The following is a 17686-nucleotide window of genomic DNA, read 5'->3' as shown; positions in this document are numbered from 1 at the left end:
AAGATGAGATTTCCCATTGCGCAAGCAAGTAAGATCCCTCAAAGACGATGAGGTAGATAGGTTCGAGGTGGAAGCGTAGCGATACGTGCAGCTGACGAATACTAATCGATCGAGGACTTAACCAACACACTGTATGCGAAAAACTTGCTTGTTTCACCTGTCGTTTATCCAGTTTTGAGTGAACAAACACTCAACCAAATAGTCCAGTGATGATGGCAAAGAGGCCACACCCGTTCCCATCCCGAACACGGCAGTTAAGCTCTTTTGCGCTGATGGTAGTTGGGGGTTTCCCCCTGTGAGAGTAAGACGTCGCTGGTCTATTTTTTTTGGTCCCGTGGTGTAGCGGTTAACATGCCTGCCTGTCACGCAGGAGATCGCCGGTTCGATCCCGGTCGGGACCGTAATTTAAAAGATGAACGCAGCGATCCCGCTGTGTTCATCTTTTTTTTTTGAAACGCCGATTGTAAAATTAAGCTAGACAATTGAAAAAGCCATTCGTGGTACACGCTACATGTATTTTCCGACCAAAGAAAACAGCAGAGTGATCACCGATGAATGGGTGATGATAGAATCCTACCACCGTCAACATATACCTATGGCGATCATTGCAGAATGCCTGAACCGTTCCAGGCAGCCAACCTACAATGTCATCAGCTTTCTGAAATTGGGGCATACAGTCCTCGATTTTTACACACAATACATGAAAAGCAAGAAACGTTGCGGCCGACGAAAACGGGTCTTACCGGAGAAACAAGTTGTCTATATTCAAGACAAGATGGTGCAATGATGGACTCCCGTCGTCATTAAGGGTCACGCAGAAACGGCAATCAATTGTGCGGATGCTCTATTGCATGTTCAAAAATCGGGTCTTTGATGTTGCCACATTGCCGATGAAAGGGAAACCTAGTGGTCACCAGGAACAACGCGGGAAGCAGGCGTTCAAACGGCTTATTTCCGAACGGGAAACTGATTATCCTGCATTCCCAAAAGAGTTCGGGCACATCGAGGGCGACACCATTGTGGGCGCTCGCCACAAAAGTGCAGTAATCACGCGGGTCGAAAGGTATCATCGCCTTGAAGTCTATAGGACGCAAGGTATGCGGTAGTGAAACCGCGTTAAACCAGTGGTTTCAAGGGGTTCCCAAAAACCTGTTCAAATTCATCACGTTTAACTGTAGGAAAGAATTCTCCAACTGGAAAACGCTGCTGGTCCGACGTCTCAATTTACTTTGTGGATCCTAGCACCTTGAATGAACACTCCAACTGCCTTCTTCGAAAAGACCGTTTGGCAAAAGAAATGAACTTCAACGAGGTCGATTCGTTCATTTCCACAGTCGTTGACAAGCGGAATAACATCCGACGGAAGTCGCTGGATTACCGTACACTTCTGGAGGCATTTTTGAGTCACCTGAATAGAGTCGATCTGTCTAGCTTAAATTGACAAACGGAAAAGAAAAACAATATATTTTGATTTACAACGATTATTTCGCTAAACTATGTAAAGACTCAATAGAGGTGACATGATAATGACTAATACAATAATGCTGAATTCGCCCGAGGAAACTGAGGTTTTTGCGGCCACTCTAGCAAGCAAATTGGAACCTGGAGACCTTCTAACATTAGCGGGTGGCTTAGGGGCAGGTAAAACAACTTTCACCAAAGGCTTAGCCAAAGGACTTGGTATTCAACGGATGGTAAACAGTCCGACCTTTACGATTTTGAAACAGTACTCAGGTCGACTGGATTTGAATCATTTCGATGTCTATCGTCTTGAGAATAGCGAGGAAGACATTGGATTCGATGAATTTTTTAGTAGCGAAGCAGTATCTGTAATAGAATGGGCAATCTTTATAGAAGACTACTTGCCAAAAGAACGTCTGGAAATTACGATTAATCGGCAGTCTGAACAAGGACGCGAGATAATCCTCAAGCCGATTGGGAAGCGCTATGAAAATCTGTGCAAGGAGCTAAACCTATGATCTATCTTGGAATCGATACTTCGAACTCTCCATTAGCCATTGCGCTGATTGAAGATAACACAGTCTTAATAGAAGAAACAGCAAACTTAAAAATCAATCACTCGTTGACGGCTATGCCGGCGATAGAAGAAATGATGAAAAAAGCAAAAGTATTGCCTACTGACCTGACGCATATTGCTGTAGCAGAAGGTCCTGGGTCTTATACAGGCGTGCGCATCGGCCTGACCATTGCGAAAACCTTGGCATGGTCACTGAAAATTCCGCTCCATCTAGTTTCTAGCTTACAAGTGCTTGCGGCGAATGAACAAGGGTTTGACGGACTTGTTTGTCCGATTATGGATGCCCGCCGTGGCACAGCTTTTATTGGTTTGTATGAAGGTAGTGGTTTAGAGTCAGTGCTTGCTGATCAACATAGTGATGTGAAAGAGTTTCTACTGAAAACAAAGGAACTCAATCGTCCGGTACTGTTTACTGGAATTGATGCAGCGTTGCACGAAGCGCTAATCATGGAGATATTTGGCGAGGGAGCACACTTTAGCAGAATTCAGAATAGGTTGCCGCGTGCAACAAATCTGATTATGCTGGCCCGGAAATCAACGCAAAGTGATGTTCATCATGCTGTTCCTGAATACCGCCGAATTACGGAAGCCGAAGCAACTTACAATAAAGCGCAAGAAGGTAAAGTGTTATGAACGAAACAGTCAGTTTTCGAAAAATGACACTTGAAGATCTTGATGCGGTTTATGAGATAGAAGTTTTATCTTTTACATTGCCTTGGACGAAAGATGCTTTTTATCATGAAATGGTGACGAATGAACATGCCTATTACGTGATTGCTGAAACACAAGTAGGCATCGTTGGATATTGTGGAATGTGGTTAGTGATGGATGAGGCACACGTCACAAACATTGCGATTCATCCCGATCAGCGCGGTAAAAAATTGGGTGGGGGATTGATGCAAGCTGCCATTGATACAGCAAAAGAGCAGGGGGCTGTTCTTATGACACTTGAAGCTCGTGTCAGCAATACGGTTGCTCAAAATCTTTACCGAAAACTAGGGTTTAAAAATGGTGGCATTCGTAAACGCTATTATACGGACAATTACGAAGATGCTATAGTCATGTGGGTGAACTTTAATGAATAAAGATATTTATATATTGGGAATTGAAACAAGTTGTGATGAAACCGCAGCGTCCATTGTCAAAAATGGCACTGAAATCATCTCCAATGTGGTGGCTTCACAAATCGAGAGCCATAAACGTTTTGGCGGGGTGGTGCCGGAAATCGCTTCAAGGCATCATGTGGAACAAATCACCTTGGTGATTGAAGAGGCGTTGCAACTAGCAGGCATGGAGCCGAATGAGTTGGATGCAGTAGCTGTAACAGAAGGACCTGGACTCGTCGGTGCCTTATTAATTGGTGTGAATGCAGCAAAAGCTTTTGCCTTTGCGCATCAACTGCCTTTAATCGGAGTTCATCATATTGCGGGTCACATTTATGCGAATCGTTTGGAGCAAGAAATGGAGTTTCCTCTTTTAGCACTCGTTATTTCAGGGGGACACACAGAACTGATCTACATGAAGGAGCACGGAGACTTCACGGTTATTGGAGAAACGCGCGATGATGCAGCAGGAGAAGCTTATGATAAAGTAGCGCGGACATTGGATCTACCTTATCCAGGAGGTCCACATATTGACCGATTGGCGCATGCTAGTGACGAAGCTATTACGTTTCCTCGAATTTGGCTAGAAGAAGGCTCTTATGATTTTAGCTTTAGTGGATTGAAATCGTCGGTGCTAAACTATATGCACAATGCCGCGCAGCGTGGAGAAAAAGTAGCTCCTGAGCATGTAGCCGCTGGTTTCCAAAACAGTGTAGTGGAAGTGGTGACCGGGAAAACAGTCCGTGCAGCTAAAGAGTACAAAGTTCGCCAAGTAATTGCTGCAGGTGGAGTTGCTGCGAATAAAGGATTGCGGCATTCGTTGGAAACAACATTTAAGGAAAAAGGTATTCCGTTCTATATTCCTTCATTGCCTTTATGTACCGATAATGCAGCGATGATTGCAGCAGCAGGAACTATTATGTACGAAAAAGGATTGTTTGGCACAATGGCCATGAACGGTCGACCGGGTATGTCTTTAACCTCATGGATTTAATAAAAGCAAGTAATTTCATCATTTCAGGTACACTGAAATATGTGAAATTACTTGCTTTTTTTTACGAAAATTCTGACGATCATACAAAAGGCCTCTATTGTTCTGTCAATAGAGAACATTTGTACTTATGCACAATTTGTGAATAAACTGTTTATAACTAGAGGATAAAAGGAGGTTATTCTATATATTGTGTGGTTTGAAGTGGAAAACTATGTGTACAATATTTATTTTACCTGTGGATAATGTGCATAAGTCTGTTGACAGTTGGTAAGACAAGCTGAAGAATGTGGAAAAATCTGTGGAAACAAATATTTGATGAAACCCTATTGACCTATATCTAGTAATATAAAAACCGGCTAATAGATAGCCGGTCAAAATCAAATATTTTCAATTTTTTCCTGAAGTTCGAGCCATTGGGTCATCGTTTCTTCATGGTTTGCTTTTAGTTCTTCTAATTGATTTTGAAGCGGCAATACTCGCTCGTGATCTTGGAAAATTTCAGGCTGGCAAAGTTGCTCTTCAATTTCAGTGATTTGCAAATCTAGTTGTTCCATCGATTTTTCAACTTCATCGGATTGCCGAACAAGCTGACGTTCCAGTTTTTTAGCTTCTTTATCGATTTGCGAAGTAGAGGCTGTAGTGATCGTTTTTGCTTCGGTAACTGAACCGGCTTCATCGAGTGCTTTTAGTTCAGCAATTTCTAATTTTTTCTCTACGTAATAATCATAGTCGCCCAAGTATTCAGACGTGCCATCTTGCGTAAGTTCAATCACTTTCGACGCGATGCGATTCATGAAATAGCGGTCATGCGATACAAAAAGCAAGGTGCCCGGATAATCCAATAAAGCATTCTCCAGCACTTCTTTACTGTCCAGGTCCAAGTGGTTAGTTGGTTCATCGAGAAGTAACACGTTGGCTTTTTGCATCATCAACTTGGCGAGTGCAACGCGGGCTTTTTCGCCACCCGACAATGTTGAAACGGGCTTTAGCACATCGTCACCGGTAAACAGGAAACGTCCAAGGATGCCGCGTATGTCCTTTTCGTTAATAAGCGGATAATCATCCCATAATTCGTTTAGTACGAGCTTGTTGCCTTTTAAATTGGCTTGCTCTTGGTCGTAATAACCAAACTGAATGCCGGCGCCATAATGGATATTACCATCGAGCTGGTTTAGTTCTTTCATAATGGTTTTCAACAAAGTCGATTTGCCAACACCGTTTGGCCCAACGAGAGCTAGACTTTCTTGTCGGTATAACTTTAATGAAATATCACGAGAAACGGGTTTGTCGCCATAGCCAATTTCTAGCGATTGAACGTTTAAAACGTCGTTGCCGCTTTGTTTACTAATGGTAAAGCCGAAACTAGCTGATTTTTCATTGCCGTTAGGAGCTTCCATCCAGTCGGTTTTTTGCAAAGTTTTTCTACGGCTTTGCGCCATTTTGGTTGTAGAAGCGCGTGCCAAATTGCGCTGGACGTAATCTTCTAGCTTAGCTTTTTCGCCTTGTTGTTTTTCAAATTGCTTTTGGTCCAGTTCGTATTGCTTTGCTTTTTCGTCTAAGTAACGGCTGTAGTTGCCGGTATACTTTTTAACACGGTGGCGGGAAACTTCGTAAACGAGCGTCACGACTTGGTCAAGGAAATAACGATCATGAGAAACAATTAATAACGCACCCGGATAGTTTTTCAAGTAATTTTCCAACCAGCTCAAGGTTTCGATATCCAAGTGGTTGGTCGGCTCATCGAGAATGAGCAGTTGTGGCTTACTGAGTAAATGCTTGGCTAACATCAATCGGGTTTTTTGGCCACCGGATAAAGAGGTTATTTTCTTGTCAAAGTCATCTTGATAAAATTTCATGCCGTGGAGAATCGCTCGTGTATCGGACTCGTATTGATAGCCACCCGCATCCTTGAAGTCATGTTGCAACAGGTCGTATTCTTTCATGACTTTATCGTTTTCTGTTGCGTTGTTGTAGACATCAGGATTGGCCATTTGTCCTTCAAGACGGCGAAGTGTGGCTTCTTGTTCACGGAAATGATGAAAAATCGTCATCATTTCATCCCAAACAGTGGCGTCGGATTCTAAATTGGTCTGTTGCTCTAAATAGCCAATCGTTAAATCCTTCGGCATGCTAATGTCGCCACTATCGTACGATATTTCACCCGCTATTATTTTCAATAAAGTCGATTTTCCTGCACCGTTGCGGCCTACTAATGCCACGCGGTCACGGTGTTGTACTTCTAATTTAACGCCTGAGAGAATCTCTTCTGCGCCAAATGATTTATGGACTTGGTTTACTTGTAAAACAATCATGTAGGTCACCTCTATTCTCTTTAAGTGTAGCTGATAGGGCAGTTGTTCGCAATTGCACAAGCCTTTACATATCAAGGGTCCTACTGTAAGATGAAAACGATTTGACAACACCTCAGGAGGATGCGAAAGGTATGTTACACGAGACATCTAAAATTCCGCAAGCCACAACCAAAAGGCTGCCGCTGTATTACCGTTTCCTTCAAAATTTTGCGAATGCCGGTCAAAAACGGATTTCCTCGCAAGAATTAAGCGAAGCGATGAAAATCGATTCTGCTACCATTCGACGCGATTTTTCCCATTTGGGTGCGCTTGGCAAAAAAGGCTATGGCTATGACGTTCAAGAGCTGTTGCTGTTTTTCCGTAAGACACTAGATCAAGACGAAGCTACTAATGTAGCCTTAATCGGTGTTGGAGGACTAGGCGGTGCATTTCTAAAATATAATTTCCATCGCAACCACAATACGAAAATCATTGTGGCGTTCGATTCGAACAGCCCGTTAGAAGGCGAAAAAATTAACGATATTGATACGTATCACCCGGACAAGATTGAAGAGAAAATCAAAGAGTACGGCGTGGAGCTAGTCATCTTGACGGTACCGTCAAGGTCGGCACAAGAAGTAACAGATCGCTTGGCAAAGACTGATATTAAAGGGATTTTGAACTTTACACCGGTACGAATTTCAGTGCCTGATCATATCCGTGTCCAAACCATCGATTTGTCAGTGGAATTGCAGACATTGATTTACCAAATCAAGCAACAATGACTTAAAAACTTCACATTTCTAGGCTCTTTCGAAATAGCCAAACCGGTTCGAATGATGTAAAATAGAGCCATAATACAGGAGGTGCAACGTATGCCAGGTCCAATGAGTATCATCATTATCGGTGTTGTTGCTTTACTTGTTTTCGGTCCGAAAAAGTTACCGGAACTTGGAAAAGCGTTTGGTTCGTCTTTGCGTGAGTTTAAAAATGCTACAAAAGGACTTGTAGACGATGACGACGATAAAGTAGAGTTGAAGAAGAAAGACGAGCAAAAGGAAATACGATAGGATGTTTGTCCGATGATTGAAAAAGACATGACGTTAATTGAACATATAGGAGAACTCAGAAAACGACTGACCATTCTAGTCGTTTTCTTTGTATTAGCGCTTATTATCAGTTTTTTTCTTGCCCAGCCGCTAATCCAGTATTTGCAGTATACAGAGGAAGCTAAAAATCTTACCTTGAATGCTTTCAAAATTACAGATCCATTGAAGATTTTTATGCAAGTGACGATGATCTTAGCCTTGATTATCACTTCGCCACTGATTATGTACCAGTTTTGGGCGTTTATCAGTCCTGGACTTCTCGATAAAGAGCGGAGAGCGACGTTAAGTTATATTCCATTTTCCGTGCTGCTGTTTCTAGGGGGAATCGCTTTTGCGTATCTCATCCTATTCCCTTATGTCATTGGATTTATGCTGAGTATTTCTGATAACATGGATATTCAAGAAACGATCGGTATCAATGAATATTTTCAATTCTTGTTTCAAATTACGTTGCCGTTTGGCTTAATATTCCAGTTGCCGGTAGTGATGTTGTTTTTAACAAGGCTCGGGATTATTACGCCGATGCTCATGACAAAATACCGAAAGTATTCTTATCTTGGGTTAGTCATTATTGCCGCGTTTATTACGCCACCAGACATCGTCTCGCATATGATTGTGACATTGCCGCTAATCATACTGTATGAATTTAGTGTGCTCATTGCCAAAGTGGGTTATCGTAAATTCTTAAAAGCTGAGCAGCAGCAAGCGATTAAAGAACAACAAGAAAGCCTTCCACCGAAGTAAATCGGGGAAGGCTTTTTTTACTGCAGATTTTCCATTTGTTTTTGGAATTCTAAAATTTTATCCATATTGAGCTGAATAAGCATTACATAGCCGTTTAGACAAATGTGAGCAATGATCGGTGTGATGATGCTTTTCGTTTTTTGGTATAGAAATGCCAAAATCAAGCCGGTCGTGAAATACAGCAACAGGTGCGTAAAGTCAAAATGGATCAACGCAAATACTAGTGCACTGACAGCCGTTGCGAAAAAGAAATTGGTAGTCTGATTGAGAGAACCAAATAACACGCGGCGGAAAACCAGTTCTTCCAGAACCGGGCCGAAAAGCACAATAGAGACGATGGCGAGCGGTACGGCATCGGCAATGTTCACTAAGGACGCCGTATTTTCAGAACCGGGATCAATGCCGAGAAGCTCCATTTCAATCAAAGCAGCAACGGATTGACCGATTAGTAACAACAAGAAGCCAAGAAAGCCCCAGACAATGGACAGTAAGACAGAAGACTTTTTGCCTTTCCATATATCAAAAAAGCGTTTGTCTCGGAAAACAAAGATAAGTGTGAGGATAAACCCGATACCCATCGTCAGGAAGATGAGCCAGCCCGACGTTGCAGCACTGGCAGCTTCACGGTCTAAGCCTTGGCCTTCAAAATAATTAAAGGTTGGCGCGATAAACAAGATTGGTGACAGCTGAGCCGCGATGAAAATTAGCAATACGTAAAGAGGTGTTTTTTTGCCTTTGTACGTAGGTCGCTTATTGCTGCTTTTTTGAATTCTGGGTTTAGTGGTAGCATCTTTTTCAAAAAACGTGTCTATAAATTTCTTGCGTTTAGTGGGCATAATATAATTCCTTTCACTTTTAAACTCCTTCTATTGTAGAGCTTTCAGCAGACAACCGCAAAGAAATCAAAATCATAGTAGTTCTTACTTGCAAAAGACTGAAGATTTTATTAAACTTGGTTATGGGTTAGCACTCAAAGGTTGAGAGTGCTAATCGAGAACATTTAGATAATTTGAGGAGGGTGTTTCATTTGTTAAGACCACTAGGAGATCGAGTAATTATTGAGCTCATCGAAGCGGAAGAAAAAACGTCAAGCGGTATTGTTTTACCAGGATCGGCACAAGAAAAACCGCAGGAGGGCCATGTGATCGCTGTAGGAAATGGACTTATCCGTGAAAACGGACAGCGCACAGAACTAGACGTGCAAGCTGGCGACCGCGTCATCTTCTCGAAATACGCAGGCTCTGAATTGAAATATGAAGGCAAAGAATATTTGATTTTACGTGAAAACGATATATTAGCAGTTTTAGGCTAAAATAACCCAACGACACAGGAGGAAGCTAAACATGGCAAAAGAGATTAAGTTCAGCGAAGACGCACGCAGTTTAATGCTGAGAGGCGTAGACAAATTAGCAGATACAGTAAAAGTAACGCTTGGACCAAAAGGACGTAACGTCGTTCTTGAGAAAAAATTCGGTTCGCCGTTAATCACCAATGACGGTGTGACAATCGCTAAAGAAATCGAACTTGAAAACGCTTTTGAAAACATGGGCGCGAAACTTGTTGCGGAAGTGGCTTCTAAAACAAACGACATCGCAGGTGACGGAACAACAACAGCAACGGTTCTTGCACAAGCGATGATTCGTGAAGGCTTGAAGAACGTAACAGCTGGTGCGAACCCAGTCGGCATTCGTCGCGGAATCGAGTTCGCTGTTGAAAGTGCAATTGGCGAATTGAAAGTGATTTCAAAACCAATCGAAGGCAAAGAATCGATCGCACAAGTGGCAGCGATTTCGTCTGGTGACGAAGAAGTTGGGAAACTGATTGCTGAAGCAATGGAGCGCGTGGGTAACGACGGCGTTATTACACTAGAAGAGTCACGCGGCTTTACAACGGAACTTGATGTGGTTGAAGGTATGCAATTTGACCGTGGCTACCAGTCGCCATACATGGTAACCGATTCAGATAAAATGGAAGCGGTATTAGACAATCCATTTATTTTAGTAACCGACAAGAAAATTGGCAACATCCAAGAAATCTTGCCAATCCTTGAGCAAGTCGTTCAGCAAAGCAAACCGTTACTGATCGTTGCTGAAGATGTTGAAGGCGAAGCACTAGCAACATTAGTTGTTAACAAATTACGCGGCACGTTTAACGCAGTAGCTGTTAAGGCTCCAGGCTTCGGTGACCGCCGTAAAGCAATGCTAGAAGACATTGCAGCATTAACGGGCGCAGAAGTGATTACAGAGGATCTAGGGCTGGAATTGAAAACAGCGAATATCGCACAGCTTGGCCGTGCATCAAAAGTGGTTGTGACAAAAGAAAACACAACGATCGTAGAAGGCGCGGGCAACCAAGAAAACATCGTTGCGCGTGTTAGTCAAATCCGCAGCCAATTAGAAGAGTCAACTTCTGAATTCGACAAAGAGAAACTACAAGAACGCCTAGCGAAATTAGCTGGCGGCGTGGCAGTCATCAAAGTCGGAGCGGCTACAGAAACCGAATTGAAAGAGCGTAAACTTCGCATTGAAGATGCCTTGAACTCAACTCGTGCAGCTGTAGAAGAAGGAATTGTTGCCGGCGGTGGTACAGCATTAGTCAACGTCTACAACAAAGTGGCTGAACTTCTTGAATCACAAGAAGGCGACGTAGCAACTGGGATCAACATCGTACTTCGTGCGCTAGAAGAGCCGGTTCGTCAAATCGCAACAAACGCAGGACTTGAAGGCTCAATCATCGTTCACCGTCTGAAAACAGAAGAAGTCGGCATCGGCTTTAACGCAGCAAACGGCGAATGGGTGAACATGGTAGACGCAGGTATCGTCGATCCAACAAAAGTGACGCGTTCAGCACTTCAAAACGCAGCATCTGTTGCGGCAATGTTCTTGACGACTGAAGCAGTTGTGGCAGACTTGCCAGAACCAGCAGGACAAGGCGGCGGCATGCCTGATATGGGTGGCATGGGCGGCATGATGTAATTTAGCAACACCAAAACTATTTTTTTAAACGTTCATATTTCATTAAAGAAGATTACCTCAAAGGCCTTTCACTAAGTTAGTAAACTTACTGAAAGGCCTTTTTTTGTTTCCTAAAACCACTCTATAATGACCAAACTTTATAGATAGATTAGTAGTTATGGGTATAGGGTATTGGAATACTGACCTACTAACGGTATTGGAGGGTGAAAAATGAATGAGTTTATTGAATTGAGAAATCATGTTTATGCGAATGAGAGTAATTATATGTATCCTCACCGGTTTTTAGATGATTATATAACTAAGAGCAAGAAAATAGATTTCGAAGAACGACTAGTGGTAAATCAAATTCAAAAGATCAAGCAATTAGGGCGAAAAAACAAGCTGGATGAAAAAGAACTAGGTGAATTGTTCTCGTTTTTGGGAGTACATTCCTATACAGATCGATTTGTCGTAGATACGGTTTTAAAGCTATTCACTGATGAGCTCAAGCCAATCATAGAGAAAATAACAACAGACTTCCTATCACAGCGACAATATAGCAGCCAACAGCTCTATCATGTTTTGGATGTTTGCATGGAATGCGATGTCGATCTATTAAGTGATGAGGACATCGTATTTATGCTGCAGAAGTACAAATGGGATGTAGAACTAATCTCCAACTTACTGGACTATATGGATAGTTTTAAAAGACAGGGATTTAAAGACACTATATACGAATTAGTGACCGTGGATTATCCAGATAATTTAAAGATTCAAATGATCAATCTATTAGGGAATTTAGATTCAATGGAAACTGTGGATCAATCTTTCGTCAGGGAAAATGTAATAAATGAGAAAAATAAAGTTTTTTACGATAGTTACATTCGCGCACTTGCTTCAGGTAGTGAGTTTGAAAAGCAAGGTATTTCGATTATGCAGTCCATGTTTTATGGAGATTTTGAAGATAGTGGAAAAGGAAACAACGGGGGATTAGCAGTATTATTAAAAAGCTTGGGTGAAGAGATATCAAAAGACAGTAGTGTGTCTCATGTATTTACGATTACCATCACTCAAGAATTAACGAAGCCCTTTATCAGCTCGTATGGAGACGACCATGTATTTATTCGGTTGCCAATCTATTTAGACCCATCTGTATCAGATCCGTTTATTAAAAGAGAGTTGTTTATTAAACGGTTTATAGGCAATTTTTTAAAGCAAGCAAAAATAAAGCCGGATGTTTTTCATATCCGATTTCTAGATAATGCTTCTAGAGCTGTTGCTCACCTGGCTAAAGAATTAACTAAAAAACTCGTATTCACACTAACGCCAGACCCACACCGAAACATGTTTGATGGATCTGGCCAATTAAAAGAACTGGGTTTTAATGAGCTTATTGAAAAGTTAAACAAGATAAAAATAGGTGATGAGTTAATAGATACAAGCGACGGAATAGTTGGGATAGGAAATGCAGCTGTCAAAAAAGAACTTGAGATGTATTTCCCTCAACTGACAGATGGAAAGATAAATAGAAGAATGAAAATGATAGGTGAAGGAATACAATTAGATCAATCAAGTGATATAGAGGGCGTGGAGAGCTATTCAGCTCGCTTTGCGGAGTTCAATAAAGCACATAAAGAATTTTTTGAAAGACCCGTGATCTTAAATGTAGGAAGACTATCTGTTTTAAAAGGACAAATCGAACTTTTAAAAGCGTGGTCAAAGTCTAAACTTTCGGAAACTCACAACCTCTTACTAATAGGAGGGGATCTAGAGAGACCAAACAAAGAAGAAAAAAGGGTGATTGATTTTTTTAAAGACTACGTAAAAAAGCATCCTCAATTCAAAGACAGGTTCATACACAAAGGTGCCATGTCGAATTTGGATATCCGGCTGCTTGAGGAGAATATCATGAAAAGAGATTTTGACTATCCTCATATTTATCTGTGCTCAAGTGTAAAAGAAGAATTTGGTATCGCTATTTTAGAGGCTATGTCCATGGAGTTTCTAACGCTAGGTCCTATAAAAGGGGGAGTTAAAAGTTATATGAGCAATGGGAAAAATGGGTTTTTAATCGATACGAGTAATTGGGAAACCATTGCCAAAGAAACAGAAAATCACCTTTACGATTCCAAAATGAATAAAGAAGAGTTTAAACGGATTCAAGCTGCAGGTCAAAAAACTGTAAGTGAAAACTTTTCCATCAACAAAATTTCAACTGAGTTTGTGTCGTTTTATTTAGCTGTAAAAGGAGAAGAAAACAATGAAGTATAAAAAAATCTGTTTTATAAGTCCACCTTTCTATTCACATTTTAACCCCTTGTTAGTGCTAGCAAAAAGTTTTCAAGAGCATGGTGCAGAAGTGACAGTTGGTTGCAGTATAGAGTTCAAGGAAAAAATCTTGGAAGAGCATTTGAATTTTTATGAAATCGATATAAGTTCAAATAAAAACATAGGCGAAGGTGAACACATCATACAACCAGATACGGAGAGAATAAGATTAGAAGAGTTTTTTGAGTCGACAAAAAAAGGTGCAATCGAAACACTCATCACGCAGTCTCGTCATAGAAGGGCTGACATGCTTTATAACCCACAAGAGCTGGTCGATAAGATAAAGGCAATAGATGATTCACTAGCTGCGGACCTTTATGTGGTCGACATCTTATCTTATTCGGTTACGCTTAGCTTGTATTCTTTAGGTCTGCCTTTTATCACATTTTGTCCTCCCCATCCGAACACGATTCCAAAAGAAGGAGACTATTTTAATGTGCCGAAAAGCTGGCCTACAGCTATAGCGATCGAGGAAAAAGAGTTGAGGGGACTCGAACAGGTTTCGACACAAACTCAAAAAGAGTTTACTGAAGTTTTTAATAATCTTATCACTGAAAATAAGTCTGTTAAAAAAATTAGTAATGCTTTTAGTTTGGTCTCTGATATCGCTGTTATCTACAACTATTTTGATTTTAACAACAGTGACAAACAGGAAGAACACCCAAAGAAACTATTTATAGGAAATTCATTCAAAGCAGCTACGTTAAATGGAGAATGGCTAGAAAAAATAGATACAAAAGAAAAAATCATCATGATAACTTTAGGAACTTTTTTATCGAATAGAAAAGATGTACTGGAAAAACTAATCCTGGGAGTCAGAGAAATTCATCCGAATGTTTTATTGATTGTTTCTGCAGGGAGTCATGCAGAAGAGTTAAAAAAATATCACTCACACAATACAATCATAGAAAGTTTTATCCCTCAAATTGCCCTTATGCCTTATGTCGACACAGTTGTCTTCCACGGGGGGTGCAACACCTTAACAGAAGCTATGTACTATGGAAAAGAAATGGTGATATTGCCATTTTCTAGTGATCAGTTTAACATAGCCTATGATGTTGAAAAGAACAAATTAGGAAGCGTCTTGGATCCAAACAACTTTAGCAAAGAAGAATTAGCGAATGCGTTTAATGATAGAGAAGAAATTTCTACAGAGAGTTTGCAGTATTGGAAAAGCATATCAAGAAAAAGAGGCGCGGACTATGCAGCAAAACAAATAATGAAGGTAGACTAGAATACAAATGGAATTGAAAAGAGGTGTTTTATGAAAACAACAGTTGGCCATAAAGTGACGAACACAAACAAATACGATGTAGACGGCAGGCCGCCATTAAAAGAAGCAATACCATTAGGGCTACAGCATATTTTTGCGATGTTTCTAGGGAACATTGCTGTTCCTATCATCATCGCAGGTGTGGTGGGTATTACAGGAGCTGATTTAACAATATTGGTTCAAAGTGCAATGATCATGGCAGGAGTGGCGACGATTATCCAGTGTTACCCCATCTGGAAGGTTGGTGCAGGACTCCCGGTCGTGATGGGGACGAGTTTTGGGTTTCTCCCTACAAATATAGCAATAGCGAGCTCATATGGCATATCCGGATTATTAGGTGCCAGTCTGATTGGCGGGTTATTCGGCGGAACTTTAGGGTTTTTTATCAAGAAATTAAAACGCTTTTTCCCAAAAATTGTAACAGGTACAGTCGTTCTTACGATCGGTTTGTCGCTTTTACCTACAGGTATTACATCTATGGCTGGAGGAAGTGGATCTGAGAATTTTGGGTCAGCTAAAAACTGGCTGGTGGCTTTACTGGTTTTGGTCATTGTGATCTTCCTAAATAGATATGCAAAAGGGATGGCTAAAACCTCTTCCATTTTAATCGGCATCGTTGTTGGGTATATCGTGGCTTTGCCACTAGGTATGGTTGAGTTTTCAGCTATAAGAGAAGCCTCATGGTTTTCAATCCCTACACCCTTTTATTTTCCAATGGAATTTTACTGGGGAGCGATTCTTCCTATGTTAATTATGTTTATCGTTACATCTGTTGAGACAGTTGGCGATGTGACAGCCATTACGAATGGAGGAGCAGACAGAGAACCCACGTCTGATGAACTTTCGGGTTCAGTAATAGCGAATGGACTTACCTCTTCTCTAGCAGCAGTTTTTAACTCGTTGCCAAACACGTCTTTCAGTCAAAATGTTGGAATGATCGCATTTACAAAAATAATGAGTAAATACGTCGTAGCCGTTGGCGCTGTGTTTTTAATATTGGCTGGTCTTATTCCTAAGATTGGAGCGCTTATCTCTACCATGCCACCAGCCGTTATTGGCGGTGCCACGGTCATTATTTTTTCTCAAATTACATTAACCGGTATAGACATTTTGACGTCAGAGCCTTTAAACGAGAGAGCAAAGATTATCATTGGATTATCTTTAGTATTTGGACTCGGATTAAGTCAAGTACCCGATGCCATGAATGCATTTCCAGACATTATTCAACTATTATTTGGACAATCCGGAATAACAATCGCTTGTTTTGTTGCGATTTTGTTAAACTTAGTCATTCCAGAGGATTCAATAGAAAAAGACGCAGAGCTAGAATAAAAGAAGCCTCTTAAAAATTCATTGAATTTTTGAGAGGCTTCTTTTTATACGTTTACGCGCATGCGGTCGTCTTTGGATTTTGCAGCAAGAATATTCTCCGTATAAGGCAACTCCAAATGATCCCGAAGTGTTGTCCCTTCGTATTCCGTTCGGAAAATCCCACGCTCTTGTAGAATCGGCACCACGTGATCGACAAACGCTTCGAGTTCGCTTGGCAAATTGGCAATGATCATAAAGCCGTCTGCTGCGTGTTGGTCGTACCACGATTCGATTAAATCAGCGATGTGTTCGGGTGTTCCCATAAAAGGAGTGCGCGGTGTAGCTTCTTTTAACGCTACTTGACGCAAGCTTAAGTTTTCCTCGCGTGCTTCAGCTTTAATGCGATCGGTATCGCTTTGGAAGCTGTTTTTGCCGATAGCGCCGAGTTCCGGAAACGGTTCGTCTAGAGGGTAGTGAGAAAAGTCATGGTGTTCAAACAGCCGTCCTAAAAAGGCGAGTGCTTGTTCAATTGTTACTAAGTTAGCCAGTTCTTGGTATTTTCGTTCGGCTGCTTCGTTTGTGTCGCCAATAATTGGACTGATGCCTTGTAAGACCAGCACGTCATCGGGATGACGACCATTCAAGCGGGTTTGTTCTTTGACGTCTTGATAATACTGCTTGGCTTGTTCGACTCTAGGCATAATCGCAAACACCGCGTCTGCTTGTTGTGCAGAAAAGGCAATGCCATCTTTAGAGGAACCGGCTTGGAAAATGACGGGCTGACCTTGTGGCGAACGGCCAATATTCAACGGGCCTTGTACAGAAAAGAACTCGCCTTGATGATTCAAGGCATGCAATTTGGTCGGGTCAAAAAATTGACCCGACGCTTTATTGCGAATAAACGCATCATCGTCCCACGAATTCCATAAGCCTTTCATGACTGTCATAAATTCAGCAGCCATCCGGTAACGCTCAGCGTGACTTGGATGATCGCTTACTTGTTTGCTGAAATTTAGCGCGGTCTTTTCCAGTCCAGACGTTACTGCATTCCACCCGGCTCGTCCTCCGCTTAACAGATCAAGTGAAGCAAATTGTCGTGCTGCTGAAAAAGGTTCACTATACGTAGTCGACAATGTACTAACGAGTCCGATGTTCGACGTGACCGCAGCAAGTGCAGAAAGAATCGTCAGTGGTTCAAAGCGATTCAAGTAATGAGGATTTGACTTTTCGTTAATGTACAAAGCATCTGCAATAAAAACAAAATCAAACTTTCCACGTTCTGAAGTTTGAGCTTGCTGTTTATAAAAGGCAAAACTGATACTGGCATCTGACGGCATACTCGGATGACGCCAATCGGAAATCTTCTCGCCGACACCGTGAATCATCGTTCCTATTTTTAACTGCTTTCTCATATGGATTATCCCCTCAGCGGTCATATTACTCACTATAACCATTCATTGTCTTTGATTATCGTATGTGTCGCGGTTTGTGTCAAGACAGGTGTCGTGTAAAGTTGCTTAGTATCTTGAATTTTTTCTTTA

At 41.5% G+C, this 17686-nt stretch carries 15 protein-coding genes, 1 tRNA gene, 2 rRNA genes and 1 pseudogene; 16 read left to right on the top strand and 3 right to left on the bottom strand.

From position 1 onward, the window contains the following. From QMF37_RS09340 to tsaD, 8 genes and pseudogenes are all read left to right on the top strand, one after another. Nucleotides 1-125 (top strand): 23S ribosomal RNA (locus QMF37_RS09340); the annotation flags it as partial. A gap of 77 nt (nt 126-202) precedes the next feature. Beyond that, a 5S ribosomal RNA gene (gene rrf / locus QMF37_RS09335) occupies nt 203-318 on the top strand. 10 nt (nt 319-328) lie between these two features. Then, a tRNA-Asp gene (locus tag QMF37_RS09330) sits at nt 329-401 on the top strand. A gap of 110 nt (nt 402-511) precedes the next feature. Then, nucleotides 512-1441, top strand: a pseudogene (locus tag QMF37_RS09320) (IS30 family transposase). Between the two features lie 85 nt (nt 1442-1526). Continuing rightward, on the top strand, nt 1527-1979 hold the full coding sequence (gene tsaE, locus QMF37_RS09315; protein WP_071154664.1) for a tRNA (adenosine(37)-N6)-threonylcarbamoyltransferase complex ATPase subunit type 1 TsaE: 453 nt from the start codon (nt 1527-1529) through the stop codon (nt 1977-1979). Then, entirely contained in the window at nt 1976-2671 is a 696-nt protein-coding gene (gene tsaB, locus QMF37_RS09310) for a tRNA (adenosine(37)-N6)-threonylcarbamoyltransferase complex dimerization subunit type 1 TsaB (protein ID WP_283478049.1), read from the top strand. The genes tsaE and tsaB overlap by 4 nt, the downstream gene beginning before the upstream one ends. Beyond that, nucleotides 2668-3123, top strand: coding sequence for a ribosomal protein S18-alanine N-acetyltransferase (gene rimI, locus QMF37_RS09305; RefSeq protein WP_071154663.1), 456 nt, complete (start codon nt 2668-2670; stop codon nt 3121-3123). Before tsaB ends, rimI begins: the two co-directional genes overlap by 4 nt. Continuing rightward, entirely contained in the window at nt 3116-4135 is a 1020-nt protein-coding gene (tsaD, locus tag QMF37_RS09300) for a tRNA (adenosine(37)-N6)-threonylcarbamoyltransferase complex transferase subunit TsaD (protein WP_058386363.1), read from the top strand. The genes rimI and tsaD overlap by 8 nt, the downstream gene beginning before the upstream one ends. A gap of 377 nt (nt 4136-4512) precedes the next feature. On the opposite strand, the gene QMF37_RS09295 is transcribed toward tsaD, so the two are convergent. After that, a complete protein-coding gene (locus tag QMF37_RS09295) occupies nt 4513-6447 on the bottom strand; it encodes an ABC-F family ATP-binding cassette domain-containing protein (RefSeq protein WP_071154662.1) in 1935 nt (644 codons plus the stop codon). Nucleotides 6448-6578: 131 nt separating this feature from the next. Here QMF37_RS09295 and QMF37_RS09290 point away from each other — a divergent pair, with 131 nt between their 5' ends. From QMF37_RS09290 to tatC, 3 genes are all read left to right on the top strand, one after another. Beyond that, entirely contained in the window at nt 6579-7211 is a 633-nt protein-coding gene (locus QMF37_RS09290) for a redox-sensing transcriptional repressor Rex (protein WP_058386361.1), read from the top strand. A 90-nt stretch (nt 7212-7301) separates the two neighbouring features. Next, nucleotides 7302-7496 carry a twin-arginine translocase TatA/TatE family subunit gene (locus tag QMF37_RS09285; RefSeq protein ID WP_058386360.1) on the top strand — a complete coding sequence of 65 codons (195 nt, stop codon included), beginning with the start codon at nt 7302-7304 and terminating at the stop codon, nt 7494-7496. A gap of 12 nt (nt 7497-7508) precedes the next feature. Further along, complete coding sequence (gene tatC / locus QMF37_RS09280) at nt 7509-8279, top strand: twin-arginine translocase subunit TatC (RefSeq protein ID WP_058386359.1); 771 nt, start codon at nt 7509-7511, stop codon at nt 8277-8279. A gap of 17 nt (nt 8280-8296) precedes the next feature. Here the strand turns inward: tatC and QMF37_RS09275 are convergent, their stop codons facing one another. Beyond that, entirely contained in the window at nt 8297-9115 is an 819-nt protein-coding gene (locus QMF37_RS09275; protein ID WP_078080124.1) for a CPBP family intramembrane glutamic endopeptidase, read from the bottom strand. 191 nt (nt 9116-9306) lie between these two features. Here QMF37_RS09275 and groES point away from each other — a divergent pair, with 191 nt between their 5' ends. The 5 genes from groES (at nt 9307) to QMF37_RS09250 (ending at nt 16166) form a co-directional block, all read left to right on the top strand. After that, the gene (groES, locus tag QMF37_RS09270; RefSeq protein ID WP_006831533.1) at nt 9307-9591 is read left to right on the top strand and encodes a co-chaperone GroES; all 285 of its coding nucleotides are present in this window, start codon (nt 9307-9309) and stop codon (nt 9589-9591) included. Between the two features lie 31 nt (nt 9592-9622). Beyond that, on the top strand, nt 9623-11254 hold the full coding sequence (gene groL / locus QMF37_RS09265) for a chaperonin GroEL (protein ID WP_283478037.1): 1632 nt from the start codon (nt 9623-9625) through the stop codon (nt 11252-11254). A gap of 210 nt (nt 11255-11464) precedes the next feature. Further along, nucleotides 11465-13504: a glycosyltransferase family 4 protein gene (locus QMF37_RS09260; protein WP_078080126.1), complete on the top strand. Its 2040-nt coding sequence runs from the start codon at nt 11465-11467 to the stop codon at nt 13502-13504. Continuing rightward, complete coding sequence (locus QMF37_RS09255; RefSeq protein WP_078080127.1) at nt 13494-14795, top strand: glycosyltransferase; 1302 nt, start codon at nt 13494-13496, stop codon at nt 14793-14795. The genes QMF37_RS09260 and QMF37_RS09255 overlap by 11 nt, the downstream gene beginning before the upstream one ends. A gap of 30 nt (nt 14796-14825) precedes the next feature. After that, the gene (locus QMF37_RS09250) at nt 14826-16166 is read left to right on the top strand and encodes a uracil-xanthine permease family protein (protein ID WP_071154646.1); all 1341 of its coding nucleotides are present in this window, start codon (nt 14826-14828) and stop codon (nt 16164-16166) included. A 44-nt stretch (nt 16167-16210) separates the two neighbouring features. Here QMF37_RS09250 and QMF37_RS09245 read toward each other — a convergent pair whose 3' ends face one another. Then, nucleotides 16211-17557: an LLM class flavin-dependent oxidoreductase gene (locus QMF37_RS09245; RefSeq protein ID WP_071154645.1), complete on the bottom strand. Its 1347-nt coding sequence runs from the start codon at nt 17555-17557 to the stop codon at nt 16211-16213. Nucleotides 17558-17686 lie beyond the last annotated feature (129 nt).

Source organism: Planococcus sp. S3-L1 (genome assembly GCF_030063085.1).
GTDB lineage: Bacteria > Bacillota > Bacilli > Bacillales_A > Planococcaceae > Planococcus > Planococcus kocurii.
This window is presented reverse-complemented; position numbering and strand designations above follow the sequence as displayed.

Bases quoted from the DNA above. Each gene is read 5' to 3' on its own strand.
- tsaE (WP_071154664.1), top strand. From the start codon at position 1,527: ATGACTAATACAATAATGCTGAATTCGCCCGAGGAAACTGAGGTTTTT.
- tsaB (WP_283478049.1), top strand. From the start codon at position 1,976: ATGATCTATCTTGGAATCGATACTTCGAACTCTCCATTAGCCATTGCG.
- rimI (WP_071154663.1), top strand. From the start codon at position 2,668: ATGAACGAAACAGTCAGTTTTCGAAAAATGACACTTGAAGATCTTGAT.
- tsaD (WP_058386363.1), top strand. From the start codon at position 3,116: ATGAATAAAGATATTTATATATTGGGAATTGAAACAAGTTGTGATGAA.
- QMF37_RS09295 (WP_071154662.1), bottom strand. From the start codon at position 6,447: ATGATTGTTTTACAAGTAAACCAAGTCCATAAATCATTTGGCGCAGAA.
- QMF37_RS09290 (WP_058386361.1), top strand. From the start codon at position 6,579: ATGTTACACGAGACATCTAAAATTCCGCAAGCCACAACCAAAAGGCTG.
- QMF37_RS09285 (WP_058386360.1), top strand. From the start codon at position 7,302: ATGCCAGGTCCAATGAGTATCATCATTATCGGTGTTGTTGCTTTACTT.
- tatC (WP_058386359.1), top strand. From the start codon at position 7,509: ATGATTGAAAAAGACATGACGTTAATTGAACATATAGGAGAACTCAGA.
- QMF37_RS09275 (WP_078080124.1), bottom strand. From the start codon at position 9,115: ATGCCCACTAAACGCAAGAAATTTATAGACACGTTTTTTGAAAAAGAT.
- groL (WP_283478037.1), top strand. From the start codon at position 9,623: ATGGCAAAAGAGATTAAGTTCAGCGAAGACGCACGCAGTTTAATGCTG.
- QMF37_RS09260 (WP_078080126.1), top strand. From the start codon at position 11,465: ATGAATGAGTTTATTGAATTGAGAAATCATGTTTATGCGAATGAGAGT.
- QMF37_RS09255 (WP_078080127.1), top strand. From the start codon at position 13,494: ATGAAGTATAAAAAAATCTGTTTTATAAGTCCACCTTTCTATTCACAT.
- QMF37_RS09250 (WP_071154646.1), top strand. From the start codon at position 14,826: ATGAAAACAACAGTTGGCCATAAAGTGACGAACACAAACAAATACGAT.
- QMF37_RS09245 (WP_071154645.1), bottom strand. From the start codon at position 17,557: ATGAGAAAGCAGTTAAAAATAGGAACGATGATTCACGGTGTCGGCGAG.